General features: G+C 66.7%; 25 protein-coding genes, 1 tRNA gene and 1 pseudogene. 13 read left to right on the top strand and 14 right to left on the bottom strand.

Going from position 1 to position 25,575, the window contains the following annotated elements; all coding sequences use genetic code 11:
• From Q1J95_RS04750 to Q1J95_RS04740, 3 genes are all read right to left on the bottom strand, one after another.
• The coding region (locus tag Q1J95_RS04750) for an ABC transporter permease (protein WP_300266151.1) at positions 1-444 on the bottom strand (444 nt) is incomplete at its 3' end.
• A 6-nt stretch (positions 445-450) separates the two neighbouring features.
• Positions 451-1,965 carry an ABC transporter substrate-binding protein gene (locus tag Q1J95_RS04745; RefSeq protein WP_300266150.1) on the bottom strand — a complete coding sequence of 505 codons (1,515 nt, stop codon included), beginning with the start codon at positions 1,963-1,965 and terminating at the stop codon, positions 451-453.
• A gap of 73 nt (positions 1,966-2,038) precedes the next feature.
• Entirely contained in the window at positions 2,039-2,962 is a 924-nt protein-coding gene (locus Q1J95_RS04740) for an alpha/beta hydrolase (RefSeq protein ID WP_300266149.1), read from the bottom strand.
• A gap of 152 nt (positions 2,963-3,114) precedes the next feature.
• Here Q1J95_RS04740 and Q1J95_RS04735 point away from each other — a divergent pair, with 152 nt between their 5' ends.
• The 3 genes from Q1J95_RS04735 to Q1J95_RS04725 are packed head-to-tail and all read left to right on the top strand — an operon-like array spanning position 3,115 to position 4,815.
• Positions 3,115-3,591, top strand: coding sequence for a carboxymuconolactone decarboxylase family protein (locus Q1J95_RS04735; protein ID WP_300266148.1), 477 nt, complete (start codon positions 3,115-3,117; stop codon positions 3,589-3,591).
• The gene (locus Q1J95_RS04730) at positions 3,588-4,304 is read left to right on the top strand and encodes a tyrosine-protein phosphatase (RefSeq protein ID WP_300266147.1); all 717 of its coding nucleotides are present in this window, start codon (positions 3,588-3,590) and stop codon (positions 4,302-4,304) included. Before Q1J95_RS04735 ends, Q1J95_RS04730 begins: the two co-directional genes overlap by 4 nt.
• 40 nt (positions 4,305-4,344) lie before the next feature.
• On the top strand, positions 4,345-4,815 hold the full coding sequence (locus Q1J95_RS04725; RefSeq protein WP_300266146.1) for an SIP domain-containing protein: 471 nt from the start codon (positions 4,345-4,347) through the stop codon (positions 4,813-4,815).
• On the opposite strand, the gene Q1J95_RS04720 is transcribed toward Q1J95_RS04725, so the two are convergent.
• From Q1J95_RS04720 to Q1J95_RS04705, 4 genes are all read right to left on the bottom strand, one after another.
• Positions 4,769-5,236: a Fe-S oxidoreductase gene (locus Q1J95_RS04720; RefSeq protein WP_300266145.1), complete on the bottom strand. Its 468-nt coding sequence runs from the start codon at positions 5,234-5,236 to the stop codon at positions 4,769-4,771. The genes Q1J95_RS04725 and Q1J95_RS04720 overlap by 47 nt on opposite strands.
• A complete protein-coding gene (locus tag Q1J95_RS04715; protein WP_300266144.1) occupies positions 5,233-6,030 on the bottom strand; it encodes an arginase family protein in 798 nt (265 codons plus the stop codon). The genes Q1J95_RS04720 and Q1J95_RS04715 overlap by 4 nt, the downstream gene beginning before the upstream one ends.
• 59 nt (positions 6,031-6,089) lie before the next feature.
• The gene (locus tag Q1J95_RS04710; RefSeq protein WP_300266143.1) at positions 6,090-6,827 is read right to left on the bottom strand and encodes a PspA/IM30 family protein; all 738 of its coding nucleotides are present in this window, start codon (positions 6,825-6,827) and stop codon (positions 6,090-6,092) included.
• 67 nt (positions 6,828-6,894) lie between these two features.
• Positions 6,895-8,946 (bottom strand): TPM domain-containing protein, encoded by a 2,052-nt coding sequence (locus Q1J95_RS04705; RefSeq protein ID WP_300266142.1) that lies wholly within the window; start codon positions 8,944-8,946, stop codon positions 6,895-6,897.
• A gap of 137 nt (positions 8,947-9,083) precedes the next feature.
• Between Q1J95_RS04705 and Q1J95_RS04700 the strand changes: the two genes are divergently transcribed.
• The 4 genes from Q1J95_RS04700 to Q1J95_RS04685 all read left to right on the top strand — a co-directional run bounded on the left by Q1J95_RS04700 (position 9,084) and on the right by Q1J95_RS04685 (position 11,901).
• Complete coding sequence (locus Q1J95_RS04700; RefSeq protein ID WP_300266141.1) at positions 9,084-9,929, top strand: DUF3097 domain-containing protein; 846 nt, start codon at positions 9,084-9,086, stop codon at positions 9,927-9,929.
• Positions 9,930-9,992: 63 nt separating this feature from the next.
• Complete coding sequence (gene trmB / locus Q1J95_RS04695; RefSeq protein WP_300266140.1) at positions 9,993-10,658, top strand: tRNA (guanosine(46)-N7)-methyltransferase TrmB; 666 nt, start codon at positions 9,993-9,995, stop codon at positions 10,656-10,658.
• Complete coding sequence (locus Q1J95_RS04690) at positions 10,655-11,482, top strand: CPBP family intramembrane glutamic endopeptidase (protein WP_300266138.1); 828 nt, start codon at positions 10,655-10,657, stop codon at positions 11,480-11,482. Before trmB ends, Q1J95_RS04690 begins: the two co-directional genes overlap by 4 nt.
• A gap of 26 nt (positions 11,483-11,508) precedes the next feature.
• A complete protein-coding gene (locus Q1J95_RS04685) occupies positions 11,509-11,901 on the top strand; it encodes a DUF1304 domain-containing protein (protein ID WP_300266152.1) in 393 nt (130 codons plus the stop codon).
• Positions 11,902-11,924: 23 nt separating this feature from the next.
• Here Q1J95_RS04685 and thrC read toward each other — a convergent pair whose 3' ends face one another.
• From thrC to Q1J95_RS04655, 6 genes are all read right to left on the bottom strand, one after another.
• The gene (gene thrC / locus Q1J95_RS04680; RefSeq protein ID WP_300266137.1) at positions 11,925-13,352 is read right to left on the bottom strand and encodes a threonine synthase; all 1,428 of its coding nucleotides are present in this window, start codon (positions 13,350-13,352) and stop codon (positions 11,925-11,927) included.
• A gap of 89 nt (positions 13,353-13,441) precedes the next feature.
• Positions 13,442-14,167: an amino acid ABC transporter ATP-binding protein gene (locus Q1J95_RS04675; protein WP_300266135.1), complete on the bottom strand. Its 726-nt coding sequence runs from the start codon at positions 14,165-14,167 to the stop codon at positions 13,442-13,444.
• A gap of 2 nt (positions 14,168-14,169) precedes the next feature.
• Complete coding sequence (locus Q1J95_RS04670) at positions 14,170-14,835, bottom strand: amino acid ABC transporter permease (RefSeq protein WP_300266134.1); 666 nt, start codon at positions 14,833-14,835, stop codon at positions 14,170-14,172.
• A 72-nt stretch (positions 14,836-14,907) separates the two neighbouring features.
• Complete coding sequence (locus Q1J95_RS04665; RefSeq protein WP_300266132.1) at positions 14,908-15,711, bottom strand: transporter substrate-binding domain-containing protein; 804 nt, start codon at positions 15,709-15,711, stop codon at positions 14,908-14,910.
• Positions 15,712-16,054: 343 nt separating this feature from the next.
• Positions 16,055-16,127 (bottom strand) — tRNA-Arg (locus Q1J95_RS04660).
• Between the two features lie 16 nt (positions 16,128-16,143).
• Entirely contained in the window at positions 16,144-16,959 is an 816-nt protein-coding gene (locus Q1J95_RS04655; RefSeq protein WP_300266131.1) for an SGNH/GDSL hydrolase family protein, read from the bottom strand.
• An 82-nt stretch (positions 16,960-17,041) separates the two neighbouring features.
• Between Q1J95_RS04655 and argS the strand changes: the two genes are divergently transcribed.
• Together argS and Q1J95_RS04645 are read left to right on the top strand one after the other, a co-directional pair.
• The gene (argS, locus tag Q1J95_RS04650; protein WP_300266130.1) at positions 17,042-18,706 is read left to right on the top strand and encodes an arginine--tRNA ligase; all 1,665 of its coding nucleotides are present in this window, start codon (positions 17,042-17,044) and stop codon (positions 18,704-18,706) included.
• Positions 18,706-19,461: an LmeA family phospholipid-binding protein gene (locus Q1J95_RS04645; RefSeq protein WP_300266129.1), complete on the top strand. Its 756-nt coding sequence runs from the start codon at positions 18,706-18,708 to the stop codon at positions 19,459-19,461. The genes argS and Q1J95_RS04645 overlap by 1 nt, the downstream gene beginning before the upstream one ends.
• Here the strand turns inward: Q1J95_RS04645 and Q1J95_RS04640 are convergent.
• On the bottom strand, positions 19,458-20,480 hold the full coding sequence (locus Q1J95_RS04640; protein WP_300266128.1) for a YhjD/YihY/BrkB family envelope integrity protein: 1,023 nt from the start codon (positions 20,478-20,480) through the stop codon (positions 19,458-19,460). The two genes, Q1J95_RS04645 and Q1J95_RS04640, sit on opposite strands and share 4 nt — an antisense overlap.
• A gap of 138 nt (positions 20,481-20,618) precedes the next feature.
• Between Q1J95_RS04640 and lysA the strand changes: the two genes are divergently transcribed.
• From lysA to Q1J95_RS04620, 4 genes and pseudogenes are all read left to right on the top strand, one after another.
• Positions 20,619-22,028, top strand: coding sequence for a diaminopimelate decarboxylase (gene lysA, locus Q1J95_RS04635; RefSeq protein WP_300266127.1), 1,410 nt, complete (start codon positions 20,619-20,621; stop codon positions 22,026-22,028).
• Entirely contained in the window at positions 22,025-23,329 is a 1,305-nt protein-coding gene (locus Q1J95_RS04630) for a homoserine dehydrogenase (RefSeq protein ID WP_300266126.1), read from the top strand. Before lysA ends, Q1J95_RS04630 begins: the two co-directional genes overlap by 4 nt.
• Positions 23,329-24,258 carry a homoserine kinase gene (gene thrB / locus Q1J95_RS04625; RefSeq protein ID WP_300266125.1) on the top strand — a complete coding sequence of 310 codons (930 nt, stop codon included), beginning with the start codon at positions 23,329-23,331 and terminating at the stop codon, positions 24,256-24,258. Before Q1J95_RS04630 ends, thrB begins: the two co-directional genes overlap by 1 nt.
• Positions 24,259-24,426: 168 nt before the next feature.
• Positions 24,427-25,575, top strand: a pseudogene (locus tag Q1J95_RS04620) (transcription termination factor Rho); the annotation flags it as partial.

The following is a 25,575-nucleotide window of genomic DNA, read 5'->3' as shown; positions in this document are numbered from 1 at the left end:
GCCGGCCCAGATCACCGGCACGGCCGCGAGCGTCTGCGCGGTGACGTTGAGCGCTGTGCCGCCGGCGCGGCCACGCAGCACGGCGGACAGAATGCCGAAGGGGACGGCGATCAGCAGAGCGATCACGAGTGCCATGAGCCCGAGCGGAACCGTGACCTGAGCCTTCTCGGCGAGCTCGGCGCTGACGGAGGCTCCGCTGAGCTGCGAGGTTCCCAGGTCGCCCGTGAGAACGCCGCCGACCCAGTCGCCGTACTGCACCATCAGCGGACGATTGAGGCCGAGTGCTTCGCGCAGCGCCTCGACCTGGGCGGGGGAGGCCTGCGTCCCCGCGATCAGCTGTGCGACGTCACCGGGGAAGACCCGCAGCGTGAGGAAGATGAGCACGCTGGCCACGAGGAGCCCCGCTATGAGCAGGGCGCCCCGTGTGAGCGCGTAGCGGATCACCCGACGCTATTCTCCGGCGACCGTGACGCCTGCGAGATCGATGCGCGAGTTGATCGAATCCACCGGGAAACCGGAAACGGTCGGAAGCAGCGCGGTTATGGTCACGCCGTTGTACAGCCAGTCGACGGCATGGTCTTCGGAGACGAGGCGCGCGGCCTCGGCCAGCAGCTCGGCCGAGGCGTCCTCATCGATCTCCGTGAGTGCCTCGGCGTACAGCCGCTGCACCTCGGGGTTGTCGTATCCGAAGTAGTAGTCGGGGTTGGCGAAGTTGCCGAAGTCGCGCGGTTCGACGTGCAGCACGTAGCTGAGCTCGAAGTCCTTGTTGGTGTAGACGTCTTCAAGCCAGGTGGCGAATTCCACGGGTTCGACATCGAGTGTGACCCCGACCTCGGCGAAGTCTGAGATCAGCACCTGCGGCACGGTCGTGCCGTAGAACGAGGGGATCGTGAGGGTCAGTTCCAGATCTTCTGCGCCGGCCTCGGCGAGAAGCTCCTTGGCGCGTGCGGGGTCGTACCCGGCGACATCGGAGAGGTCTTCGTGGCCGGGATCCAGCTCGGGGATCGGCCCGTACAGCGTCTCGCCGGCGCCGGTCGCCTCGATGAGCGCGTCGTGGTCGATGGCCAGGCGCAGCGCCTCGCGCACGCGCACGTCGTCGAGCGGGGCCTGGGCATTGTTGAACGCGAGCGTGGCCTTATCTGTCGTGCGTCCCTCGGTCAGCAGGAACTCGCCGGATGCTTCGAGCTCAGGGGCGAGGTTCGGGTCGACGGCGGTGAGCACATCGAGGCTGCCGTCGAGTGCGGCGTTGAGCCCGGCGGTGAAGTCGGGGATGTATTCGAAGACGACCTCGGCGACGCCGGCCGCTTCGCCCCAGTAGTCGGCGAAGCGCGCGAAGGTGATCGTGCTGCCCTTGGTCCAGTTCTCCAGCGTGAAGGGGCCGGTCCCGTTCTCTGCAGTCTGCAGATCGGTTTCGTCACCGGCCTTGAAGACGAGACCGGCGGGGCCGGTCAGCGTGAACAGGAAGTTCTGGTTCGGCTCGGTCAACGTGATGACGACGGATGCCTCATCCGGCGCGGTGATCTCGGCGACACCTGCGAACTCGGCGAATCCTTGCAGGGTCTCATCCGTACGCACCTGCTCATAGGATTCGACGACGTCGGCGGAGGTGAGCGCCGAACCGTCGTGGAAGACGACGCCCTCATTCAGCGTGAACGTGTACGTGAGCCCGTCGGGGGAGATCTCGTAGTCAGACGCCAGACGCGGCTCGATCGTGTTGTCCTGCGTGCGTGTGACGAGGCCCTCGTAGATGTTGTCGATGAGCACCTGTTCGAGTGCGGCACCGCTGGTGTGACGGATGTCGAGGTTGCTCGGCTCGAGCACGAGCCCGACCGTGAGCGTGGCGTCAGGGTCAGGTGCACCCGTCGACGTCTTCACGGGCTCGGGCGACCCGGCGCAGGCGCTGAGGGCGATAGCGGTCGCGGCGAGCGCAGATAGGACGGCGAGGCGTCTGGTGCGTCGGAACATAGGTGGGTGGATCCTCTCGGGGCGGCGACTGCTGTGTGCCGGTTCGGGTCGAGTCTAGGGTGAGCCAGGAGTGTCAGGCGCGCGACGTCACACGCGCGCGGATGATGTCGGCGAGGGCACCGGGTGCTGTCTCCTGCACGTTGTGGGTGGCTTCGACGGCGATCACCTGTGCGGTCGGCAGGTGCCGCTGCAGTTCGGTGCCGTCGGCTTCGCTCACGAATCCGCCTGTCGCGCGAACGAGGGTCACCGGCGCTGTGACGCCGCGAAGGTCGTCCCAGCCGGTCTCCTGCAGGACGGCGCCGGTCGCGGGGGCGCCGGCGTCGGGCTCGGCGAACACCTGCGCCGCCAGGCGTGCGAAGTGGTGTTTCCATTCCACGCGCCCGTCGGGACGGATGCGAGTGTTGAAGAACACGCCACGCTCCGTGTCTGAACGTGATCCGCCGAAACCGGCGGCGATCGCACGATCGACCATCTCGTCGCGCGAGGCGAAGTCGGTGGGGCCGGCGTAGAAGGCACGCAGCGCGGCAGGGCCGACGCTGGTGTCGATGCCGGGGGTGATGTCGACCGTGACGAGCTCACGGACGAGGTCGGGACGAGCGGATGCCACGGCAGCGGCGGTGAGGCCGCCGAGGGATTGTCCGACCAGGATCTGCGGCTGGGTGCTCCACTGCTCCAGCGCATAGATGATGTCTGCGGCGAGGGTGCGAGCGGTGTAGTCGGCGTCGTCACGCCAGCTTGAATCGCCGTGCCCCGCGAGATCGATGGCCAGTACCGGCTGCTGCAGCAGCAGGGCGGTTGTGTCCCACGTGTGAGCGTTCAACCCGGCGCCGTGCAGGAGCGTGACAGTCGGTTGCCCGTCTCCGTAGCGCAGGGCGCTGAGCTCGCGCCCGTCGGGAAGGGCGACCGCCACCCGCGAGGCATTCGGGAGCGGGACGGAGAGGGCCTCGGCCTGGCCCGGGAGGTAACGGAACTCGCTGCTGTCAGTCGTCACGACCATATTCTGCTCCGCTTCGCGCACGTGAGTGAAACTGGGGAGCAGAATGACATGCTTCTTACCCCTAGTTCTTATCTAAGAGTGCAAACAATCGACTATATTATGTGCGTTTTGCATTCAGGTCAGTGATACTTGAACAAGCCTAAGCTGGAGGCATGAGTGAGAGACGAGTGCACCTTTCGAAGACGGAACCGAGCGCGTATCAGGCGTTGGAAGCCTTCTCGAAGACGGTGGGCGAGATCTGCGCCGCGAACGGCATCGATGATCGGCTCAAAGAGATCGTCATGATCCACTGTTCGCAGCTGAACGGCTGCGCCTATTGCACGCGTATCCATGTCGATCGGGCCTCCGAGGCCGGGATCGACACCGACACACTCACCCAGATTCCGACCTGGCGGGAGAGCGGTGTGTTCTCCGATCGTGAGCGTGCGGCGCTGGAGTTGGCCGAGGCGTTCACGTTCATCAGCGAGGGCGGCGTCTCGGACGAGGTGTACAACCGCGTGGGCAGCGTCTTCACCGAGAAGGAGTACGCGGCGCTGAGCTGGGCCTGCGTATCGATCAACGCCTTCAACCGCATCGTCGTTGCCGGTCGCTACCCCGTGAAGCCTCGCGGGGCCGCGGTGTCGGCGTGACGGTGATCGCCGTCGACGGCGTCTTCAATGTTCGCGACGTCGGGGGCATCGCTGCGGGCAGTGGGCGCATCCGCTCCGGTCGACTCGTGAGATCGGGAGGACTCGCCGATGCCACGCCTGCGGGCGTCGCGGAGCTCGAGCGGCGGGTCTCGCATATCGTCGACCTGCGCGACGATCAGGAGGTCGCGGCGGATCCCTCGGCGACCAGACGGATCGAGACGACGCACCTGCCGCTTTTTCTCGGATCGGTCACCTCGTTCTTCACCGAGGACCTTGGCCTGGAGGACATGTACCGTCAGCTCATCACCGAATCGGGTGAGCGTCTGGTCGAGGCCGTCCGCATCATCGCGACGAGCGAGTCAACGCTCGTGCACTGCACGGTCGGCAAAGACCGCACGGGAATCACGATCGCCCTGGCGCTGGCTGCTGTCGGTGCGGATCGCGAAGAGGTCATCGCCGATTACGCGCTCACTGAATCGCAGCTGCCCGAAGAACGCAACCGCCGGATCATGGCCTTTCTTCAGTCGCAGCATCCGGAAGCGCGCCATGCGCTCGCGCTGGCCACCCAGTCGCCAGCCGATGTCATGCGGGGGATCCTGCGCGAGGTCGATGAGCGGTGGGGTTCGGCTGCCGAGTATCTGCTGGCGCACGGTCTGACCGAGGAGGAGCTCACGGCCCTGCGCGACGCTCTCGTCGAGGAAGTTGAGCCATAAAGGTAAGGCAACCCTTCTTCGGTGCTACGATGGAAACATCATGACGACGTCGAGCCGAGTTCGCAGCACGCGCGCACAGCGCCGCGCGGCACGCCAGAGTGCGCACTATCTGGTGACAGCTGACGAGCACTCGCTCGTGGAGCTCGAACTCTTCCTGGCGACGCTTCCGCTGTGCGCCTCGGGGCGGATCTTCATCGAGGTGCCTGATGCCGCCGATATCGGCGTGATCACGGCTCCCGCTCGCATGACTGTCACCTGGCTCGCGCGCTCTGTCCGTTCGGGTGAACCTGGCAGCGGCCGCGCCTGCACGAGCGGCTCAGCGCTGTCGCGTGCGACCTGCGCCTGGGCCGACGAGATGCTGTTCGGTGGCGAGACGAGCACCAACGTCGTGCTGTTCGGCGGATACCTGGGAACAGCCGACATCGTCGAGCACCTAACGGGTACCCTCGGTGTCTCGGCCGAGACTATCCACGCCCCCGAGCGCTTCGGGCTCCTCCGGAGCTCGCACTGACGTAGTTGCCGTCCTGAAGCCCCGCTTCGATCTCGAACCGGTTGCGGAGCGGGTCGTTGCCGGCGAAGAGATAGAGCAGCGGCATCAAGAAGCCGTAGCGCAGCCACTGCGCCTTGTGCACGGCCTCATGGCGCAGCACGGCGGCGGTTGGCCGGGCATCGCCGGTGAGGAAGCATCCGCCGACGCAGACTCCGCCGCGACGGAACGTCCAACGAGGCATCCCCCGGAAGACCCACATGCCTGCACGACGCTCGATCGGTCCGGTGCTCCACAGTGAACCCCACACCCAGCCCACGGTCGTCGCCCAGGCGTAGCCGAGGCGGCTGATCGGCGAGCGCAGGAGGAACGAGGGGATGCGGCGGTCGAATCGCCGTCCGCGTGCGAGGGCGGCCTCGGCCGCCGGGTGCCAGTCGTCGCTCATGCGACCGCCGCCACGAGGCGCAGAATCGTACCGAGGTCGTCGACAGCGTCGATGGGCGAACGCGGGGCAAAACCGGCGATGGTCGCCCCGGCGAGAGGGACGCGCTCTCGAAGAGCTCGCACCGCGGCGCTGAGTGCTGCCGCGGTCGTGCCGAACGGGGCGGCCTCGGAGACGGCAGACAGCTCCGCCGGGTCGAGCACATCGACGTCGATGTGCACCCACACGCGGCGAGCGCCGGTGGCGGCGACCGCGTCGGCGAGCGCATTCACGTCAGCGAGATCATCGACGCCGAGCCGGGTGAGCCCGGCCAAGGCATCGTTCTCGTCATCGTCGATGGCGCGCGCACCGACGACGACGGTGCGCGCGCGACTGACGGGCGGCGAGAGTACGAGCTGCGGCTCGCCCTCGCCGAGAATCGCACGCAGTGCCATACCGGAGAAGGCTCCGGAGGGGGAGGATTCGGGGGTGTGCAGATCGGGGTGCGCATCGCACCACACGACGGCGAGATCGTCACGGTCGATCGCGTCGAGAGCGGCGACGCTCACGCTGCAGTCGCCGCCGATCACGATCGTCTCAGGCGACATCTCCTTCGCCACGAGCGAGCGCACCTGCTGCAGCGAGCTCACGCGGCGAACGCCCGTGCCGAGAGAATCGCCGGCTTCGACGGGCGCATCGAGCATGCTGGTGGCGGCGCGAGGAAGATCGCCGGCGATGGCGGATGCTCCGTCGATGAGCAACATCGCGCGCGCCGAGGGCGAACCCTGCCACTGAGGGACGACGAGAAAACGGGCCACAAAGACCTCCAGACATGAACGGGATGCCCCGGGCGCCAAGGTCCGGGGCATCCGACAGCTCAGGACTCGAGCTGCGACTGTGCGGGCGAACCCGACTTGAGCTCGGCCAGACGTGCCTCGACCTCGGTGAGCTCGCCGAGGTCTTCCAGGCTCTCAAACTGGGCGTCGAGGCTGGACGCGGCCAGCTCGATCTTGCCCTGAGCAAGGGCCTCCTGACGGCGAACCTTGTCCTCGAAGCGACCCAGCTCGCTGGTCGGATCGAGCACGTTGATCGACGAGACAGCGTCTTGCACCTTCGTCTGCGCCTCGGCGACCTTGGCGCGGGCGATCAGCTCGCTGCGCTTGTTCTTCAGCTCGACGAGCTTCTCCTTCATGCCGTTCAGGCCGCTCTTGAGCTTGTCGACGACCTCGGTCTGCGCGGCGATGGTGGGCTCGGCTCCCTGTGCCTCGCGCTCAGCGCTGATCTGGCGCTGCAGCGCGATCTTGGCGAGGCTGTCGAACTTGTCGGCATCGGCGGTCTCACCGGTGCCACGCAGCTCATCAGCCTTGCGGCTCGCGGCGAGAGCCTTGTTGCCCCAGTTCTTCGCCGCCTGGACGTCTTCTTCGTGGTCGCGCTCGAGCAGGCGCAGGTTGCCGATCGTCTCGGCGATCGCCGCCTCAGCGTCAGCGACGTTGTTGGTGTAGTCGCGCACGAGCTGGTCGATCATCTTCTGCGGGTCCTCGGCAGAGTCGATGAGCGCGTTGATGTTGGCTTTCACGAGCGTTGAGATGCGCCCGAAGATGGACTGCTTGGTCATGCTGTTTCCTTTCGATGGGAACGGAGTCGGTCTGGATCGGTTACGTCTGGTGAACAGGGGAGCGATATCAGAAGCGCCTTCCTCTGGAGCTGCGTCCGCGCGAACTGCTGCGCGAGCGTGAACTGCTGCGGCGTGAGCTGCCGAAGCTGGAAGCGCGACTGCTGCTGCGGCTGCTGCGACGCCGGCTGCTGCTCGAGCTCCACCCGCTGCTGCCTCCTCCACCGCCGCTGAACAGGCCGCCGAGGATGCCGCCGAGGATGTCTCCGCCGAGCCCGCTGCCGCTGCTGCGGTTGGTGCTGCCCCAGCCGCTGCTGCTCCAGCCACCGCCGCCCCAGCCGCCGGCGTTGAACGACGAGACCTCGGAGTTCGCGGCCGAGAGCGCCTGATTCGCGAGGTTGTACGCGCGCGAGGCGCGTTCGGTCGCCTGGGTGGGATCGCTGGCCTGGAGGGATATCGCCTCGGCGTAGGCGGCGTTTGCTTCGGCGAGACGGGTTCGCGCCTGGGCGCCGATCGCGCCGCGGCGCGTCATGATGAAGTCGTTTGCGGCCGAGATCTGCGCCTGCGCCTGGATCAGACGCTGCTCCAGCGCCCGCTGAGTTCGCTGCTGCTGTGCGGCCGCGTCGCGAGCGCTGCCGACGATCTCGTCGATGTGGGTGTTGGCAGCATCCAGACCGTCCAGGATCTGCTGCGGGTTTCGGCCCGCGCCCTGCAACTGCGTGCGTGCGGTGTCGATGTTGCTGCGGGTGCGGGCGATGACCGGGGCGAGCTGCGCCGCAGCCTGTGGCAGAGCGGAGGCCGCGGCGATGTCGGCCTCGAGATCGGTGATCAGCGCCTGGGCCTGCTCTTCGAGAGACGCGAGGTGCGTGCCGTGGTTCGCGACCGCCGCTGTGAGCTGCTCACTCTGCGCGACAGCCTCTTCTGCGGTGCGAATCGCGAATGCCGCTTCGCCGCGGTTGTCCTCGGCGATCAGGGCATCAGCATCGGCGATCTCGGTGTCGGCCAGCGAGAGGCGCTGCTGGGCCTGTGCCACATTCTCAGTGACGGGCGCGAGCGCTGCTGCGTCGTACGTCTGGCTGAGCTTCTCCAGCGCAGCCGGTGCGGCGGCGAGGGTAGTCGCGGCTGCGGCACGGCGAGTCTTGAGCCGCTGAAGGGCTTCGGGAGCTTCTGCTTCGAGCGCGCGCAGCTGTTCGAAGGCTTCGACGTTGTCATCGAGCAGGTCATCTGCCTCGTCGCACAGCTCGATGATCTGGATGTGCCAGGCTCGACGCTGCTGATCGGTGTCGGGCACCTCGTCGTCGATCTTCTGCTTCAGCGCGAACGCCTCGCTGACCTTCTGCGCTGCCGCATCGACGGCCTCGGTGAAGGTCGCGGTGGAATCTTCGCCGTACTGGGCGATCGCGAAACCGACCTCTTGGCGACTCGACGTGATGGCGTCGTCGGCTTCGACGAGCGCACCGCCGGCCTGTGTCGCCAGGTCGTCGTCGCTCACCGATGCGTACGGGTCGTTCGGGTTGGGAACGGAACGCGTGCCCTCACGGCGCTTCTTGCGCCCGCGCACGGCGCGCACGATGAACACGATCGCGACGATCACGCAGGCCAACGGGATCAAGATCCACAGGATGCCGCCGAGACCGCCGCCTGCCGCACCGGGCTGGCCGGGAAAGGCATCGGCCGCGGCGATGATCGCCCCGTCCCAGTCGCTGGCTTTGAGCCCGTCTTCCATGGCCTGCAGCACATGATCGATCTCACCATCGCCGAGCGGCCCGGCTTCATCCGCCGAGATCGAGTACTGCCCGGCCTCCACGGCGACGGCGATCAGATACTGATCGGCGCCGAGACCGTTGCTCACGGCGGTCTCATCCGCCCACTGGGTGCTGCCGGAAGGATTGGTGAACTCATCGACGAGCACGACGTACAGGTCGCCATTGTCGCCAGCTGCGAGCTCGTCGAGACGAGCATTCGCCGCTGCGAGCTCACTGCTGCTAAGGACGCCCGCGTCGTCGGTCACGTAGTCCGAGCTCAACTCGACCGGAGGCGTAGCGGCCGCCGTGCCGCCGAGTATGCCCGGTACGATCATCGCCGCGAGCACCCCCAGCATGACCGTGGTACGAGTCCGCATCGTGCTCCCCTCAGCGGGGGCGCGGAGCCCCCATGCGCATCGAGTCTATTCACTCGCTGAGACCGATGAAAGCGACACTAATGAAACTGTCTGTGTCGCGGCAGAGAACGTCGCTCACGACACATACCCTGGAAGGCATGGAAGACAGGTACGGCACGGACGTGCTGGCGGCCGGCTGGCGCGAGCGTGGCGCGCAGAAGGTGCCCGACATCGCCGCTGAACTCGACCTGGTCGTCGAAGTCGCCGATGACGGCTACTGCGGCGCGGTCACCCGTGTGCAGGCGGGCAATGTCGAGCTCGAAGACTACAAGGGGCGAAAGCGCCTGTTCCCACTCGGCGGCGGATTCCTTATCGACGGCAAACCTGTGCGACTGACCCCTCCCGCCCTCAAAAAGCACGGCACCAAGCGCACCGCATCCGGCTCGTTCGCGGTAGCCGACCAGCGTGCGCGCGTGGCACGTCCCAGCCGCATCCTCGTCGAGGGCAAGCACGACGCCGAACTGGTCGAGAAGGTGTGGGGCGCCGACTTGCGAGCAGAGGGCGTCGTCGTCGAGTTTCTGCAGGGCGCCGACTTGCTCGGCGAGCTGCTGACCGCCGAACCGCCCAGCGCGACGCGCCGCTACGGCGTGCTGCTCGACCACCTCGTCCCCGGCTCGAAAGAAACCCGCCTCGCCGAGGCGGTGATGCGCGGCCCGCATGGCGCGCACGTGCGTATCGTGGGGCACCCGTTCATCGACGTGTGGCAGTGCGTCACGCCGAAGACGCTGGGCATCGCCCGCTGGCCCGAGATTGCGCGCGGAACCGACTGGAAGACCGGCATCTGCCGGGCATTCGGCTGGCCGCACGAAGAACCGGGCGACACCGGCCGGGCATGGCAGTTCATTCTGAGCAAGGTGCGCAGCTACCGTGACCTCGAACCGGCACTGCTGGGTCGGGTCGAGGAGCTCATCGATTTCGTGACGGAACCGGGCGGATACGCTTGAGGTATGCCTGAGCCCCGCACCTTTCGCGAAGAACCGGTCTCTTTCGTGCGTCGGAGCGGGAGGATGTCTGAGGCGCAGGACCGCGCCTTCGACGAGCTCGCGCCGCACTATCTGCTCGACGTTCCCCGTGCGGTGGCGGTCACGAGCGTTCACCCCGACGCGCGGCTCGACCCGGCGGCCGAGTACGGGCGGCAAGCGCCGCTGATCGTCGAGATCGGCTCGGGCCAGGGGCACGCCATCGTCTCGGCCGCCGCATCGCGACCGAATGATGACTTCCTCGCGGTCGAGGTGTTCCGCGCCGGGCTCGCACGCACCATGCTCGACGCCGATAAGGCCGGTGTCCGCAATCTGCGGCTGATCGAGGCCAACGCGCCCGAGGTGCTCTCCACCTATCTCCCGGAGGGCTCGGCCACAGAGATCTGGATCTTCTTCTCCGACCCGTGGCACAAGAAGCGCCACACCAAGCGTCGGCTGATCCGTCCGGGATTCGGGGATGCGGCGGCCAGGGCACTGGCCGACGGCGGACTGTTGCGATTGGCCACCGACTGGGAAGACTACGCATTGCAGATGCGCGAGGTGCTCGACGCCGAGCCGTTGTTCGAGCGCGCATTCGCAGGGGAGTGGAGCGACCGCTTCGATGGGCGTGTGATGACCGCCTTCGAACGCAAGGGCATCGCCAAGGGGCGAGAGATCCGCGACCTCGTGTACCGGCGAAAGCCACGGGTGTGACGGCTGCCACCGCTGCGCGAGCGCCGGCCGTCGCCTCGGCAGCGCTCGTCTGTCTCGCCGCGCCGGCGTTCTTCGTCGCTGAGGTGTCATGGCTGGGCTGGTTGCTGCTTGCCGCCGGTCTCGCCGTCGCCTGGCTTCACGAACGTCGAGGTGCCGTGGCATCCGCTCCGTCGCTGACGCGGGACCTCTCCCTCATCGCGCTCGGCATGCTGATCGTCAGCGCGATCCCGCTCGCGGCCGAACTCGACAATCTGGCCATGCTGCGCTTCACTCTCGCGCTGGGCGGAGCTGTCGTCGTGCCCTACGCGATCTCACGGTTCGTGTTCCGCGACCGAGCGATCAGCTTTCCTTGGCGAACGCACCGGCGGTGGGGCTGGCTGCACTGGGGCTGGCTGATCGCCGTGCTGGTGCTGGGATGGCTGATCCTGCCGTTCTACTTCATCACGAGCGGCGTTTATCAGAACTGGCCCGTCGTCGATTCTGGTGAGCTGATCGCGCGGCTCTTCGTCGGCGTAGGCGCCGTGGGCATCTGGGACGAGCTGTTCTTCATCTGCACCGTCTTCGCACTGTTGCGCCGGCACTTCCCCGATGCGCTGGCCAATGTGCTGCAGATGATCGTCTTCGTCTCATTCCTCTGGGAGCTCGGCTACCGCGCCTGGGGGCCCGTCCTGACGATTCCGTTCGCGCTGCTGCAGGGGTACATCTTTCTGCGGACGCACTCGCTGGCCTACGTCGTCACGGTGCATCTGCTGTTCGACGCCGTGGTGTTCGCCGTGCTCGTGCACGCGCATAATCCGGGATTGCTGCCGATATTCCTGGTGTGATGGCTGCATTGGTGCACAATCAGACGATGCTCATCATCGGACTCTTCTTCGCCGCCGCGGCTGCAGCCTTCCACGTGTTCATCTTCTCGCTCGAATCACTGAGGTGGACCGAGCCCGCCACCCGCAAGATCTTCGGCGTCGCCACCGAGAAGGACGCCGAAACCATGAAGCAACTGGCCTTCAACCAGGGCTTCTACAACCTGTTTCTCGCACTGACGACACTGCTCGGCATCGCTGTGCTGCTTGCGGGGTTGCCGGTCGTGGGGCTCACGCTCGTGTTCGCCGGTACGGCGATGATGCTCGCCGCGGCCCTCGTGCTCGTGCTGGCGGACCGCTCGAAGGCGCGGGCCGCCGTGCTGCAAGGCGGGCTGCCGCTGGTCGCCGTCGCCGTGACGACGATCTCGCTCGTGGTCAGTTGAGAGCGCCGGTCAGCTGACGGATGCTACGCGCGAAGCGCGTGCTCGGAAATATATGTCCGCAGCTGCTGTTCGTCGTCGGGCATCTTCACGACGCGCTGCGGTGCACCCAGGAGTGCCTGCGTCTCGGCATCCGGCTCGACGGCCGCGCCGAGTGCTTCGGTGATGAGGTCGGCGAACTTCGCCGGCTTCGCCGTCTCGAGAACGAGCATCGGGACGCCCGTCTCGATGTTCGCACGCGCGATCAGAGCCCCGTCAGCGGTGTGCGGATCGATCGTGACGCCGGTCTTCTCGTGCAGGTCACGGATCGTCTCGATTCGGTCGCTGTGCGTGCTGGTGCCGCTGACGATGCCGAATTCTGACGCGAACCGGTCGAGCTCTGCTGCGAGATTGATCTCGTCGCGCTCTTCCAGCTCGTGCCATGCAGCGGCCGTGCGCTCGGGATCGCGCCCGAGCAGGTCGAAGACGAAGCGCTCCAGGTTGGAGGCTCGCGAGACGTCCATGGATGGACTGGACGTCGCCAGCGTGTTCTCCGCGCTGCGCGGACGGTAATGGCCCGTGCGGAAGAACTCGTCCAGAACGTTGTTCTCGTTCGAGGCGAGCACGAGCTTGCGGATCGGAATGCCCATGCTGCGGGCGTAGTGCCCCGACAGGATGTTGCCGAAGTTGCCCGACGGCACGGCGAACGAGACCTCGTAGCTGGCGCGGTCGGCGGCGTCGACATTGTCGGTGACGCGCAGCCACGCCCACACGTAGTAGACGATCTGTGCGGAGATGCGGCCGAAGTTGATGGAGTTGACCGCGCCGAGGCTGTGCTCGCGTTTGAAGTCGAGATCGCTGGCGAGGCGTTTGACGAGGTTCTGGCAGTCGTCGAAGTTGCCCTCGACGGCGATGTTGTGCACGTTCTCGTCCTGCAGGGAGTACATCTGTGCGCGCTGGAACGCGCTCATGCGGCCCTGCGGGGAGAGCATGAACACGCACACGCGCTCGCGCCCGCGCAGCGCGTGCTCGGCGGCCGAGCCTGTGTCTCCCGAGGTGGCGCCGAGCACGTTGAGCACGCTGCCACGCTGGGCGAGCACATACTCCAGCGCCTCACCGAGAAACTGCATCGCCATGTCTTTGAAGGCCAGCGTCGGCCCCTCGGAAAGACCGACGAGGGTCAGCTGCTCGCCGATGTCGGTGACCGGAACGATCTCATCTGCCCGGAACTTGCCGCCGCCGTACGCGCCAGCGGTCAGCCGGGCAAGATCGTCACGGGGGATGTCAGTGGCGAACAGACCGATGATCTCGGTTGCAAGCTCCGGATAGCTCAGCGGGCGCAGTCGCTCGATGTCGTCTACGGAGAGCCGGGGGAGATGCTCGGGAACGGCGAGGCCGCCGTTGGGCGCGAGTCCTTCCAGGAGGACATCGCAGTACTGTCCGAGTGTGCCGCCGCGTGTGGAGATGTACTGCAAGATCTCGTACCTCGATTGTGCTGGAAGTGCGTGCTGAGTTCGTCGCTTCTATCGTAGGGCGTCAGCCGCGGCCGGCTCGCCACGCACGGTCACAGCACCTTGTCGAGGAACTCCTTCGTGCGCGCTTCTCGCGGCGCGTCGAAGATCACCTGCGGCGCACCCTCTTCGACGACCACGCCGCCGTCCATGAAGATGACGCGATCGCCCACTTCGCGAGCGAAGCCCATCTCGTGGGTGACGACGACCATGGTCATGCCCTCATCGGCGAGATTCTTCATCACAGCCAGCACATCGCCGACGAGTTCGGGGTCGAGGGCCGAGGTCGGCTCGTCGAAGAGCAGGATCTTCGGCTCCATCGCGAGGGCGCGGGCGATCGCGACACGTTGCTGCTGCCCGCCAGAGAGCTGCGCGGGGTACGCGTTCTCCTTCTCCGAAAGCCCGACCTTGGCCAGCAGAGCCCGGCCACGGTCGCGGGCTGCCTGCTTATCGAGGCCGCGCACCTTGATCGGCGCCATCATGATGTTCTCGATCACCGACTTGTGCGGGAAGAGATTGAACTGCTGGAAGACCATTCCGATCTCCGTGCGCACCTCGTCGATCTTGATCTTCTTGTCGGTGACATCGTTGCCGTCGACGATCACTGTGCCGCTGGTGATCTCTTCCAGCAGGTTGAGGCAGCGAAGCAGCGTGCTCTTGCCCGAGCCGGAGGGGCCGATGACGCACACGACCTCGGATTCGTCGACGCCGCAGTTGATGCCGGAGAGCACCTCGTTGTCGCCGAAGGACTTATGCAGGTCTTTGACTTCGATGATCATGGTCAGCGGTCCAATCGCTTTTCGACAACGTTGAGCACCTTCGACAGCGTGAGCGTGATGACGAGGTACAAGGCGGCGACGGTGGTATAAATCTCGACCGAGTTGAAGTGGCTGGCCGCGATCATGCGTCCCTCGAACATCAGCTCGGGAACGAGAATCACCGACAGCAGCGAGGTGTCTTTGAGGCTGATGATGAACTGGTTGCCCAATGGCGGAATCATCCGCCGGAACGCCTGGGGCCAGATGACGTTGAGCATGGTCGTGTGCTGGCTCATGCCGAGCGAACGGCCGGCTTCCATCTGCCCTTTGGCTACGGACTGCACGGCACCGCGCACGATCTCGGCGATGTATGCGCCGGAGTTCAGGGCGATCACGATGATGCCGGCGACAAGCGGCGGCAGGTTGGTGCCGATCAGGAGCGGGAGTGCGAAGAAGATCCACATCGCCTGGACCAGGACGGGCGTGCCACGGATCACTTCGACGTAGACGGTGGCCAACCAGTAGAGGGGTTTGAACCGAGTCAGTCTGCCCAGGCCGACGAATGCTCCGATGATGAAGCCGATGCCGATTCCGACGATCGCGACGAGCAATGTGTAGCAGAGTCCGACGAGGAGCGAGGGAAGGAATTCGATCACCCCAGGCCAGTCGAAGGTTGCGAGTGGGTGCATGTGCAGTGTGTGCCTCTCATAGAAGAGGCGGGTGCGCTGGCGCACCCGCCTCAACGAACAGTGCGTGGGTGTTTACTCGGGGTCCACACCCATGCCTGCGAGCTCCTCGAGCCACGTGGGCTCTTCACCGAACCACTCGGTGTAGATCTCTGCGTAGCGTCCGTCGTCGATGATGTTAGCCAGAGCCTGGTTCATCGCCTCGACGAGCGCCTCGTTGCCCTTCGAGACGGCGATGCCGTACTCCTGGGCCTCATAGAGGTCGCCGACCGCCTTGAGTTTTCCCTCACCCGTGGTCTTGATGTAGTACTCGACGTTCGGCGCGTCGTAGAGCAGCGCATCGGCGCGGCCGCCCTCGACGGCGAGGTACATCTGGTCGAGTTGCTCGAACGGCAGCGCCTCCGCCCCGGGGACGTTCTCGGCCAGGTAGTCGAGGGGTGCGGAACCCAGCCGGGACGCCACCGTCTTGCCGTCGAGGTCTTCCATGCTCTCGATGTCGGTGTTGTCCACGGGCACACCGATGCGCGTGCCGGATTTGTAGTACGGGCTAGTGAAGTCGACCGCGCCCTTGCGCTCATCGGTGATCGTGATGCCCGCGATGGCGATGTCGAATGTGCCGGTCTGAAGACCCGGGATGATGCCGTCGAAGTTGGTGACCTCAAGATTCACGTCGAACCCGACCTCGTCGGCGATCGCGTTGACGATGTCCATGTCGAAGCCGACATGCTCACCATCCTGGTCGAACTCGAAGGGAACGAACGAGCTGTCGGTCGCAACCGTGTACGTGTCCTTGAGGTCGCCGCCTCCGTCGCTGTCGCCGCCGGTGCTGTCACCGCCGGCGCATCCGACCAGACCGACCGAGAGCGCGATCGCGGTCATCGCACCGAAGGCGACGGTAGTGGAACGTCGTGAAAACTGCATTGTTTGCCCTTCCGAAGCATGGAGGCTCGAGTCGAGGAACCTCCATCCACGCTATGGAGGCCGAATAAGGCATGTCAACACGGATGGGGCGTGCAGAGCGGGATGCGGGCGCGGAGGGGCCGCCGCGTCCATCGCATGCGGTGGCGCCTGGGAGGCGGAGAATCGACGGGGTTTTCCGCGGAATCCTCGGCGCTGACGAACGCCCGCGCATCGCGGACGCCTAGCGCCGCGTCAGCGAAGGTCACGTTCTGGTACCAACTCGCGCCGCTGGCGCGAGCGACGAGCGCGACGCGTGTGAATGTGCCCCCGACAGGAGTCGAACCTGCGACCTACGGTACCGGAAACCGGCGCTCTATCCACTGAGCTACGGAGGCGTACCGATCGACAATATCACTGGTCGGGGTCGGGCTCGGAACTGTCGAGCTCTGTGCCTCCCGCATCCGTGACCGGGGCTGCTGCGAGTTCGGCGAGCGCGGAGGCGAGCTTCTCGGCAAGATAGCGGTGCCCGGCGTTGGAAGGATGCCGTTTTCCCGGGTCGACGTCGATCACCTGCAGGTAGTTCTGCATGGTGATCCACCGTTCCGCCACGGGGGAGATGTACCACCATCCGCGGTCGGCGGCCAACTCCGTCAGATCATGGTCGACCCGCCTGGTGCCGGCGTCGACGGGGAGCTTGTGCGGTGCGGGTCCCAGCACCACGATGGTGGCCTCGTCGTAGGTCTCGGCGAGCGTGTCCCACGCCGAGGTCACAGCGTCGCGATAGCCCACGACACCGAGTTTGCGGTCGTTGATCGAGCCCTGGATGATCACGAGGTCAGGATCCAGCGTCGGGTCGAGTTTGTCGATGCGGTCGCCGTAGGAGGGCCCGTCGTAGCCAGGACGCAGATAGCCGCTGGCGCGGATGCCGTCGACGACCGTCTCGCCGTCGATGAGATCGGCGAGCAGATACGCGTATCCGCGGGTCGGCTCGCTGGCGGCGGAGCCGTAAGTCCACGAGTCTCCGAAGACGAGCACGAGCGGATTCTCCGGCAGCACCAGCGGCGCGGGTGCGACCGCCGCCGTCTCTTCCGCGGCGAGGGCCTGGGCCTCAGTGACCTCGGGAGCCCAGGGCCGCCAGACCCCGAGCGTGACGGCTGTCACGGCCGCCGTGAGCGCGACGATCAGCGCCGTCACGCGTGTGTTGCGCTTCGTCATCCCCAGGGCCATGGCACGAGGGTAAACGATCTGTCTCGCATCACCAATTCAACGGCGGATGCTTCACACAACTGCGCTCTAGACTTGGGGGGATATGAATCCCGACACTCTTGCCGCAGCCATTCTTGCCGTCGTCACGCCGATCGCGGCATCCTTGCGACCCGACGAGCCCCTCGCGCTCGATGCCTCGGACGTCGTGCTCGAGCGCCCGCGCAACCGCGACCACGGCGACTGGGCCTCGAACGTGGCGATGCGGTTGGCGAAGAAGCTCGGCACGAGCCCTCGCGAGCTCGCCCAGCGTATCGCCGATGAGATCGCGCAGGCGGACGGAGTCGCCAGTGCCGAGGTCGCCGGTCCCGGCTTCATCAACTGTCGTCTGGACGCAGCGGCCGCGGGCGCTCTGGCGCAGCGCATCGTCGATGCGGGCGCGGCGTATGGCACGAATGACTCGCAGCAGGGCGTGAGCGTGAACGTCGAGTTCGTCTCCGCGAACCCGACGGGGCCCCTGCACATCGCGCACACGCGCTGGGCGGCGCTCGGCGACTCGATCGTGCGTCTACTGCTCGCCAGCGGTGCGAACGCGATTCGCGAGTACTACATCAACGACGCCGGCGCCCAGATGCAACGTTTCGCGAGTTCGGTCGTCGCGGCGGCGAAGAACGAACCGACACCCGAGGGCGGGTACCCCGGCGAGTACATCGCGGCCCTCGCCGCTCGCGTGCTCGAAGCGCGCAGCGACCTGCTCGAGCTGGGCGAGAGCGAGCAGTTGGCTGTCGCAGAAGATCTCGCCTACGAATATCAGCTAGCCGAGATCAAGAACTCGCTGGAGCGTTTCAACGTCCCCTTCGACGAATGGTTCTCCGAGCGCACATTGCACGCGAAGGATGCCGCAGGCTCCAGCCTCATCGATCAGGCTGTGGAGCGCCTGCGCGAGCAGGGTCACGTCTTCGACGAAGACGGCGCGGTGTGGGTGCGCACGACCGATTTCGGCGATGACAAAGACCGCGTCATCCGCCGCTCGAACGGTGAGTACACCTACTTCGCCGCTGACGCCGCCTACTACCTGAGCAAGAGCGACCGCGGCTTCCAGCAGAAGATCTATCTGCTCGGCGCAGATCACCACGGCTATGTGAACCGCCTCAAGGCCGTCGCCGGTGCCGCGGGTGAAGACCCCGAGAAGAACATTCAGGTGCTCATCGGGCAGATGGTGTCGATCAACGGTGCGCGTCTGTCCAAGCGCGCCGGCAACATCATCGAAATGGATGATCTGCTCGACTGGCTCGGCACGGATGCGCTGCGGTACTCGCTTGAGCGTTCCCCGGCCGATTCGCCGTTGGATCTCGACCCCGAACTGCTGCAGAAGCGCACGAACGACAACCCGGTCTTCTACGTGCAGTACGCCCACGCCCGCACGCACAACGTGGCGCGCAACGCGCACGACTCGGGGATCGACCGCTCTGAGTTCGAGCCGCAGACGCTGACACATGAGACGGAGTCGGCGCTGCTCGGCGCGCTCCAGGAGTTCCCGCGCATCGTGGCCTTCGCCGCAGAGGTGCGCGAGCCGCACCGGGTCGCCCGCTATCTGGAAGAGCTCGCCGGGCTCTATCACCGCTGGTACGACAACTGCCGTGTGATCCCGCTGGGCGACGGCGAGATCGAGACGGTGCACCGCACTCGGCTGTGGCTCAACGATGCGGCGGGCCAGGTGCTGCGTAACGGCCTGGACCTGCTGGGCGTCTCCGCACCAGAGCGGATGTGATGAGCGCCCACGGCAGAGCACACGCCCGCTGGCCCTGGGTGGTGCTCGTCGTCGTGGTCGTGGTGATTGCGCTCGCCGTCGCCGCCGAGCTACTGGCACGCAGCATCCTGCCCCCGGCGGTTCGCGCCGCCGTGATCGAGAAACTCGATCTGCCTGCCGACCAGCAGCTCGATGTCGCCACCGAGGGCATTCTGCTGCCGCAGCTGCTCGGCGGACGGCTGGACGAGCTGCACCTGTCGTCGGAATCCGTCACGATCGGGGGCGTCACGGGCGCCGCCGAGGTCGAAGCCACCGGCATCTCCTTGTCCGGGAGAACGTTCAGCGAGGTGCATGGCACGGTGCGAATCGATCCGGATCAGTTCACGGACTGGGTGACGGCATCCGCCCTGCCCGTCGACGATGTCGCCTTCGACGCTCCGCATGTCACCGCCTCTGGGCGTATCCCGGTGCTCGGGGCCACCATCCCCGTGGCCTTGACCGTGACGCCGGATGCGGATGCCGGTGACCTCCTGCTCACACCCGTCGAACTGACGATTTCGGGCGTCACGCTCAACGCTGACGAGATCGTCGACCGATTCGGCCCAGCTGCGGCCGCCCTCGCACAGCCGCAGCGCATCTGCATCGCCGACCGATTGCCGGCCGGGGTCGTCGTCACCGGGGTCGCCGTCGAAGGATCTCACGCCGTCATCGACGTCAGCGTTGACGGCGCCATCGCGGAGGACGAGGCCCTGCGGCGCGAGGGCACCTGCGGTTAGGAACGCTCTGCCGCCTCGGCCTGTTCCGCCGCGCGCAGCGCTTTCGTCGCGACCACCACATCCTGCTGAGCGCGCTGCACTCGCCGCTGAGCGAAGCTGCGCGGCGCCTGGGCGAGAACGCGATCGTGCTCTTCCTCCGCACCGGTGACGATGTAGGCACACGCGATCAGGATCACCTGCGCGCTGAGGTTGAGCCAGATCAGCAGCGCGAGCAACGACGCGAACGACGCCAGCAGCGGGTTGGAGGTCGCGCCGCCGACGAACAGCGTCGACAGCTCTTGCAGCACGAGAAGACCCAGTCCGCCCAGCAGCGCGCCTGACCACACCGCTCGCGCCGACGCCCGGTATCCCGACATCAGCCGGAAGACGCCGTAGATCAGCACCGCATCCAACGCGAAGACCACCAGCAACGACACGATGCGAATTCCCCACACGGCACCGACCGAATCGGCGGCCAGACCCAGCAGATCCGTGATGAATCCGATTCCGATGCGCGCGACGAACGTCACGGCGGCCGCCGCGATGAACGAGACGGCGATACCGATCGCCAGGGCGAGGTTGCGCAGAATCACCCAGAGCCAGAACGTGTCATCGAGCACCACGCCGGCCACCGTACGCACGGCGACGCGCAGCGTGCCGATCGCGCTGAGAGCGGCGCCGACCAGCGCGATCGCGGAGATGATCCCCGCGATGGACAGGCCGGGCGGCGCCGGCACGGACGCCGGGTCCTCCACCACGCCGCCCTCGCCGAGAAGCCCCGGAATCGCCGAATCCACGGCCCGGATGATCGCGTCCCAGGCGGCTGTGTTGCTGGCCAGCCAGAGCGAGGCAACCGACAGCCCCAGCAACAATGCCGCGAACACGCTGAACAGGGCTCGGTACGTGATGCTGTCTGCGAGAACCGGACCGCGGCGTTCGGTGTACAGCAGCGCGGCACGAACCACTTTGCGCGCGAGAGCCCAGGTGATCACTGCGGCGATCACCCCGGCGAGACCACGGGGCTTGTTCGTCTCGTTCATACTCTTCACCGTAATGAACCGTGATCTTCGAGCGCGAGGGCCCCGCGGATGCAGGGCGGATCTTCTCGTTGCCATAGAATCGGGGCAGTCTCGTGCGGTGTGCTCTCGCGCGACAACTCTTCCCACGATTGGTGCTCTGTGCTTCACACTGCAGACTCGCTCGCGCCGGAATGGCTCCTCGAGCCTCGCGACGCGAATGCGCTCGCCGCGGGCGTCTGGCCGGCATCCGCTCAGCGGCAGCCCGACGGTGCCGTCACCATCGGCGGCATCGCGGCCACGGAACTCGCCCAGACCTACGGCACGCCGCTGCTCGTGCTCGACGAAGACGAGGTCCGCTCGCGCGCACGTGCATTCCATGATTCGTTTGCGGATGCCGCGGCCGAACACGAGACCACGACACGGGTCTATTACGCGGGCAAGGCCTTCCTGTCGACGGCGATCGCACGCTGGGTCACCGATGAGGGCTTGAACATCGACGTGTGCACGCGGGGCGAGCTGGAAGTCGCGCTGGCCGCTGGCGTCGACCCCGCGCGGATCGGCTTCCACGGCAATAACAAGTCGGTCTCGGAGATCGAGCGGGCCGTCGCCGTCGGCATCGGCACGATCATCATCGACAGCGCGATCGAGATCGAGCGGGTCGCGGCGGCTGCCGCGCGCGCCGGGCGGGTGCAGCAGGTGCTCGTCCGCGTGAACAGCGGCGTGCACGCCGAGACGCATGACTTTCTCGCGACAGCGCACGAAGATCAGAAGTTCGGGATGACCTTCGCGGATGCCGAAGCAGCCGTCGCCCGCATCCGTGAACTGCCCGCCCTGGAGTTCTCGGGGCTGCACTGTCATATCGGCTCGCAGATCTTCGGCGTCGCTGGCTTCCGCGAATCGGCATCGCGTGTGCTGGAGCTGCACGACCGGCTTCGCGCCGGCGGCGAGATCGCCCAGCTGAACCTCGGTGGCGGTTTCGGCATCGCCTACACGAGCGTGGATGACCCGACGCCGATCGAACAGCTCGCCGCAGAGATCGTTACAGCGGTCGCCGAGGGGTGTGCGGCACGCGGCATCCCGATTCCCGCCCTCGCCTTCGAACCCGGCCGCGCCATCGTGGGAACAGCCGGGGTCACGCTGTACGAGGTCGGTACGACCAAAGACGTGCGCCTGGATTCGGGCATGAGCCGGCTGTACGTGAGCGTCGATGGCGGTATGAGCGACAACGCGCGCCCCGCGCTCTACGGGGCACAGTTCTCAGCGCGCATCGCCAGCCGTGTCAGCCAGGAGAGCCCGGTCTTGTCGCGCGTCGTCGGCAAACACTGCGAATCGGGCGACATCGTCGTCGACCACGAATACCTCCCCGGTGATGTCACCCCAGGAGACCTGCTCGCCGTGCCCGCGACGGGCGCTTACTGTGTTTCGCTCTCGAGCAACTACAACCATGTTCCCCGGCCGGCCGTTGTGGCCGTATCCGAGGGACGCTCACGCGTGATCGTGCGCGGCGAGAGCATCGAAGACCTGCTGGCACGAGATGCCGGGATCAGCACGAATGAAGGAGCACGATGACCGAGTATCGACGACTTCGGGTGGCTTTGCTCGGAGCCGGGGCTGTGGGGTCGCAGGTGGCTGGACTGCTGCTTCGCCACGGTGACGAGCTTGCCGACCGCGCCGGAGCCCGACTGGAGCTCGCTGGCATCGCCGTGCGTGATGTCAACGCCAAACGCGATGTCGACCTTCCCGCCGAGCTGTTCACTTCGGATGTCGAGAGCCTCATCGTCGGATCCGACATCGTGATCGAGCTGATGGGCGGCATCGAACCTGCGCGCAGCAACATCCTGCTGGCGCTGAACTCCGGCGCCGATGTCGTCACAGCGAACAAGGCGCTGCTGGCCACACACGGACCAGAGCTGTTCGAAGCCGCCGGCCAGGTCGGCGCCTCGGTGCACTACGAAGCCGCCGCCGCCGGCGCGATCCCGATCATCCGTCCGCTGCGAGACTCGCTCGCCGGTGACCGGGTGGTGCGCATCATGGGCATCGTCAACGGCACGACCAACTACATCCTCGACCGGATGGACTCCGAGGGCGCCGACTTCGCCGACGTGCTCGCCGAGGCGCAGCGTCTCGGATACGCCGAGGCCGATCCGACCGCGGACATCGAGGGCTTCGACGCCGCGCAGAAGGCGGCGATCCTCGCATCTCTCGCCTTCCACACCACCGTTGGGCTGGATGCCGTCCACCGCCAGGGCATCACCGAGATCACGCCATCGATGATCGAAGAGGCGCGCGACGCCGGTTTCGTCATCAAACTGCTCGCCGTGTGCGAACGCATCCCGGTCGCCGGCGAGGAGTCGATCTCCGTGCGCGTCTACCCGGCACTGGTCTCGCGCACCCATCCGCTCGCCTCCGTCCACGATGCCAACAACGCCGTGTTCGTCGAGGCCGAAGCGGCCGGTTCGCTGATGTTCTATGGTGCGGGCGCGGGCGGAGTGCAGACAGCATCCGCTGTGCTCGGCGACGTCGTCTCGGCGGCGCGTCGGCACATCGCCGGCGGTGTGGGCGTCGGCGAGTCGACCAGAGGGAAGCTTCCCACCGTGCCGATCGGCCACGTCATCACCCGCTACCAGATCACGCTGGAGGTCTCCGACCGCACCGGTGTGCTGGCGACCATCGCCACGATCCTGAGCGAGGGCGGCGTCTCCGTGGCGACGGTCGTGCAGTCGATCGAGTCCGAAGATGACCCGACAGCGCGCCTCATCATCGGCACGCACCGCGCCACCGAGCAGGCCCTGAGTGACACCGTCGAGCGCCTCGCGGCCAGCAGCGTCGTCGACAGTGTGGTCTCCGTCCTGCGCGTGGAAGGCGAGTGATGGCGGTAGGCGACACCGTCCAGGTGCAGGTTCCGGCGACGAGCGCGAACCTTGGCCCTGGCTTCGACACGCTCGGGCTCGCCCTGAGCGTCTACGACGAGCTGACCGTGACCGTTCTCCCGCATGACGGCCTCGAGATCGAGGTCACCGGGTCGGGCGCGGCAGACATCCCCAGGGATGAGTCGAACCTCATCGTGCGGTCGATCGACCACGTGTATCAGGATGTCGGCCGCGAGATGCCGGGTCTGCGCCTCATCGCCGACAACGGCGTGCCGCACGGGCGAGGACTGGGCTCGTCGGGCGCCGCTGTCGCGGCTGGAGTGCTGGCGGCGAAAGGACTGCTGGCCGACGAGGTCGACCTCAGCGACACCGACCTGCTGCGCCTTGCCACCGAGCTGGAGGGCCACCCCGACAACGTCGCCCCCGCCCTGTTCGGCGGACTCACGATCGCGTGGACGGGCGAGCGCGGACCACAGCACAAGAAGCTCATCGTGCACAGGGGAGTGGCGCCGCTCGTGCTGGTCCCTGAGCGCACGATGTCGACGACCCTGGCGCGCTCGCTGCAGCCCCCGCAGGTCTCTCGGGAGGACGCCGTCTTCAACGTCTCCCGCTCGGCGCTGCTGATCGCCGCGCTCACCCAGAGCCCCGAACTGCTTCTGGACGCTACCGCCGACCGCCTGCACCAGGACTACCGTGCCGAGGCGATGCCCGAGACCCACGCGCTCGTGCAGGCGCTGCGCCGTGCTGGTTTCGCCGCCGTCGTCTCGGGCGCCGGCCCCAGCGTTCTCGTGCTCGCCGATGGGCCGGGCAGCCGCCTGGAGGCGTTGGCGCTCGCTGAATCCGTGACCGACACCCCCTGGGAAGGCCTCATGCTCGCCGTGGACGTGCGGGGTGGTACAGTAAAGAACAGAGCGGAGGGCTCCACGTAGCTTCGTGAATCTGGCCCCCATCGCAATTCTGCGAGATCCGCACAGAACCCCCAGAACCGCATTCCAAGGCTCTGGCTGGCGGGCACCGAGTGTCTGCCCGTGCGATCGCGCGTAGCACCCGTTGCGCGCGAGACATGCTCATTTCCCACGACATATGAGGGAGTACTCGTGGAGAATTTCTCCGAGACCCAGAACGATCAGCAGGCTCCGACCGAGGCAGCCGCTGAGAACACCGACGCCCCCGAGACGGCCAAGGCACCGCCGCGCAAGCGAGCGCCGCGCCGCGCCACCACGGCCAGCGCCGCCGCAAAGGCCGAGCAGCAGGCCGCTGATGAGCCGGTAGCGGCTCCGGCCGCATCCGAGGCTCCAGCCGCTGCCCCGGCATCGTCGGAGGGCGAGCCGAGCGCCGAGGCCGCGCCCAAGGCGAAGGCTCCGCGTCGCAGCCGTGCCAAGAAGGCCGATGCGGATGCCGCGCCGGCAGCCGAGTCGCCTGCAGCGGATGCGTCCTCGGCCGACGCCGCGCCGGCCGAGGCAGCACCGGCAGAGGCCACTCCGGCAGAGGAATCGGTGCCGAAGGCCCCCGCGCGCGGCCGGGGCCGAAAGAAGGCCGAGCCCGCGGCCGCCGAGGCATCCCGCTCCGAGACGGCTGTCGACAGCTCTGCTGACGAAGCGCCCGCGAGCGGGCGCAAGAGCGGCAAGTCCGCGAAGGCCAAGGCATCCGGCGATGCAGCCAAGACCGATGGCGGCGACGCCGAGACCGCGGTGGAAGACAGCGCACCCGTCGAGCAGTCGGAAGGCAGCACGGCCGACAAGTCCGGTCAGGACAAGTCGAACCAGGACAAGTCGAACCAGGACAAGTCCGGTCAGGACAAGTCGAACCAGGACAAGTCGAACCAGGGCGGAGGCGGCTCCGACGCGAACGATGGCGAAGAGAGCAACGGACGCGGCCGAGGTCGCAACCGCAGCCGTAACCGCGGCCGTGGCCAGGGCGGCAACGACAACCAGCAGAACAACTCCGATGACGACGGCGGTAACGGCAACGGCAACTCGCGTGGTCGCCAGCGCAACAAGCGTCGCGGCGGCAACAACGCCGATGAGTTCGAGACCGAGATCGGCGAGGACGACGTCCTGATTCCGATCGCCGGCATCCTCGATGTGCTTGACAACTATGCGTTCGTGCGTACGACGGGGTATCTCGCCGGAACGAGCGACGTGTACGTTTCGCTCGGCCAGGTCAAGAAGTACAACCTTCGCAAGGGCGATGCGATCGTCGGTGCCATCAAGCAGCCCCGTGAGGGCGAGCAGCAGGGACGCCAG

Origin of the sequence: Microbacterium sp. (assembly GCF_029263575.1) — a bacterium.
Lineage (GTDB): Bacteria > Actinomycetota > Actinomycetes > Actinomycetales > Microbacteriaceae > Microbacterium.
This window is presented reverse-complemented; position numbering and strand designations above follow the sequence as displayed.

Bases quoted from the DNA above. Each gene is read 5' to 3' on its own strand.
- Q1J95_RS04665 (WP_300266132.1), bottom strand. From the start codon at position 15,711: ATGACCGCGATCGCGCTCTCGGTCGGTCTGGTCGGATGCGCCGGCGGT.
- Q1J95_RS04675 (WP_300266135.1), bottom strand. From the start codon at position 14,167: ATGATCATCGAAGTCAAAGACCTGCATAAGTCCTTCGGCGACAACGAG.
- Q1J95_RS04645 (WP_300266129.1), top strand. From the start codon at position 18,706: ATGAGCGCCCACGGCAGAGCACACGCCCGCTGGCCCTGGGTGGTGCTC.
- Q1J95_RS04720 (WP_300266145.1), bottom strand. From the start codon at position 5,236: ATGAGCGACGACTGGCACCCGGCGGCCGAGGCCGCCCTCGCACGCGGA.
- Q1J95_RS04640 (WP_300266128.1), bottom strand. From the start codon at position 20,480: ATGAACGAGACGAACAAGCCCCGTGGTCTCGCCGGGGTGATCGCCGCA.
- argS (WP_300266130.1), top strand. From the start codon at position 17,042: ATGAATCCCGACACTCTTGCCGCAGCCATTCTTGCCGTCGTCACGCCG.
- Q1J95_RS04710 (WP_300266143.1), bottom strand. From the start codon at position 6,827: ATGACCAAGCAGTCCATCTTCGGGCGCATCTCAACGCTCGTGAAAGCC.
- Q1J95_RS04745 (WP_300266150.1), bottom strand. From the start codon at position 1,965: ATGTTCCGACGCACCAGACGCCTCGCCGTCCTATCTGCGCTCGCCGCG.
- thrB (WP_300266125.1), top strand. From the start codon at position 23,329: ATGGCGGTAGGCGACACCGTCCAGGTGCAGGTTCCGGCGACGAGCGCG.
- Q1J95_RS04725 (WP_300266146.1), top strand. From the start codon at position 4,345: ATGACGACGTCGAGCCGAGTTCGCAGCACGCGCGCACAGCGCCGCGCG.
- Q1J95_RS04630 (WP_300266126.1), top strand. From the start codon at position 22,025: ATGACCGAGTATCGACGACTTCGGGTGGCTTTGCTCGGAGCCGGGGCT.
- Q1J95_RS04735 (WP_300266148.1), top strand. From the start codon at position 3,115: ATGAGTGAGAGACGAGTGCACCTTTCGAAGACGGAACCGAGCGCGTAT.
- Q1J95_RS04655 (WP_300266131.1), bottom strand. From the start codon at position 16,959: ATGGCCCTGGGGATGACGAAGCGCAACACACGCGTGACGGCGCTGATC.
- Q1J95_RS04740 (WP_300266149.1), bottom strand. From the start codon at position 2,962: ATGGTCGTGACGACTGACAGCAGCGAGTTCCGTTACCTCCCGGGCCAG.
- Q1J95_RS04685 (WP_300266152.1), top strand. From the start codon at position 11,509: ATGCTCATCATCGGACTCTTCTTCGCCGCCGCGGCTGCAGCCTTCCAC.
- Q1J95_RS04700 (WP_300266141.1), top strand. From the start codon at position 9,084: ATGGAAGACAGGTACGGCACGGACGTGCTGGCGGCCGGCTGGCGCGAG.
- Q1J95_RS04670 (WP_300266134.1), bottom strand. From the start codon at position 14,835: ATGCACCCACTCGCAACCTTCGACTGGCCTGGGGTGATCGAATTCCTT.
- Q1J95_RS04705 (WP_300266142.1), bottom strand. From the start codon at position 8,946: ATGCGGACTCGTACCACGGTCATGCTGGGGGTGCTCGCGGCGATGATC.
- trmB (WP_300266140.1), top strand. From the start codon at position 9,993: ATGTCTGAGGCGCAGGACCGCGCCTTCGACGAGCTCGCGCCGCACTAT.